This window comes from Pseudomonas sp. NPDC087803, from assembly GCF_044742995.1.
In the GTDB taxonomy this organism is placed as follows: domain Bacteria; phylum Pseudomonadota; class Gammaproteobacteria; order Pseudomonadales; family Pseudomonadaceae; genus Aquipseudomonas.
Map to the genome: position 1 here is coordinate 2,341 of NZ_JBIUVO010000129.1, position 1,085 is coordinate 3,425.

Annotated in this window: 1 protein-coding gene and 1 pseudogene; both read left to right on the plus strand. The window is 53.9% G+C overall.

All coding sequences use genetic code 11. From position 1 onward, the window contains the following. Positions 1 to 85: 85 nt before the first annotated feature. A pseudogene (gene rplK / locus ACIOUG_RS26785) lies at positions 86 to 154 on the plus strand (50S ribosomal protein L11); the annotation flags it as partial. Next, complete coding sequence (gene rplA, locus ACIOUG_RS26790) at positions 154 to 849, plus strand: 50S ribosomal protein L1 (protein ID WP_003228754.1); 696 nt, start codon at positions 154 to 156, stop codon at positions 847 to 849. The pseudogene rplK and the gene rplA, both read left to right, overlap by 1 nt. Positions 850 to 1,085: the final 236 nt, after the last annotated feature.

Here is a 1,085-nt window from a genome sequence, read left to right on the forward strand (position 1 = left end):
AAACAACAATAAGGATTACAATATTAACATAGCTCAGATGAAATAAATCGCGAAAACAAAAAACGAGTAACTGACTTAAGATTATATGGATGAAGACGTGCGTACTATCGCCGGTTCTGCTCGTAGCATGGGCCTTAACGTGGAGGGTGTGTAATGGCTAAGCTGACCAAGCGTCAAAAGGCTATCGCCGGCAAAATCGAAGCAGGCAAGGCCTACAACATTGTAGACGCCGCTGCTCTGCTGGCCGAGCTGTCGACTGTCAAGTTCAGCGAGTCGTTTGACGTTGCTGTAAACCTGGGTGTAGACCCGCGTAAATCCGACCAGGTCGTTCGTAGCGCTACTGTGCTGCCACACGGCACTGGCAAGACCGTTCGCGTTGCTGTCTTCACTCAGGGTCCAGCTGCTGAAGCCGCTCTGGCTGCCGGCGCTGACCGTGTAGGTATGGACGACCTGGCTGCCGAAATGAAAGGCGGCGACCTGAACTATGACGTAGTGATCGCATCCCCGGATGCCATGCGCGTTGTAGGTCAGCTGGGTCAGATCCTGGGTCCACGTGGCCTGATGCCTAACCCGAAAGTCGGCACCGTAACTCCAGACGTAGCCACCGCGGTTAAAAACGCCAAGGCTGGTCAGGTTCGTTATCGCACCGACAAAAACGGCATCATCCACACCTCCGTTGGCAAGATCGGTTTCGATGCCGTCAAGCTGAAGGAAAACGTTGAAGCCCTGATCGCTGATCTGAAGCGTATCAAGCCAGCTTCTTCGAAAGGTATCTACGTCAAGCGCGTTACCCTGAGCACCACTATGGGCCCAGGTCTGGTTATCGACCAGAGCTCGCTGGACGCGTAAGACAAAGGTTGGCGCGATTATTCGCGCCAATTGAAAGATTGGGGTCCCTGCCTGGCGGGGGCTATCCAAGACCGTAGGCGGCGCAAGCCTTAAACCATAAGCCTACGCAGATGGTGCTCCCGGTTCCTTACCGAATCAGACACCAAAACGACATTCGGTTTCGATCGTGTGATACGGTACCATGCAGGGGGTAATCGCGTGGCAATTAATCTCGTTGGCTAGAAGGCCATCGTCGC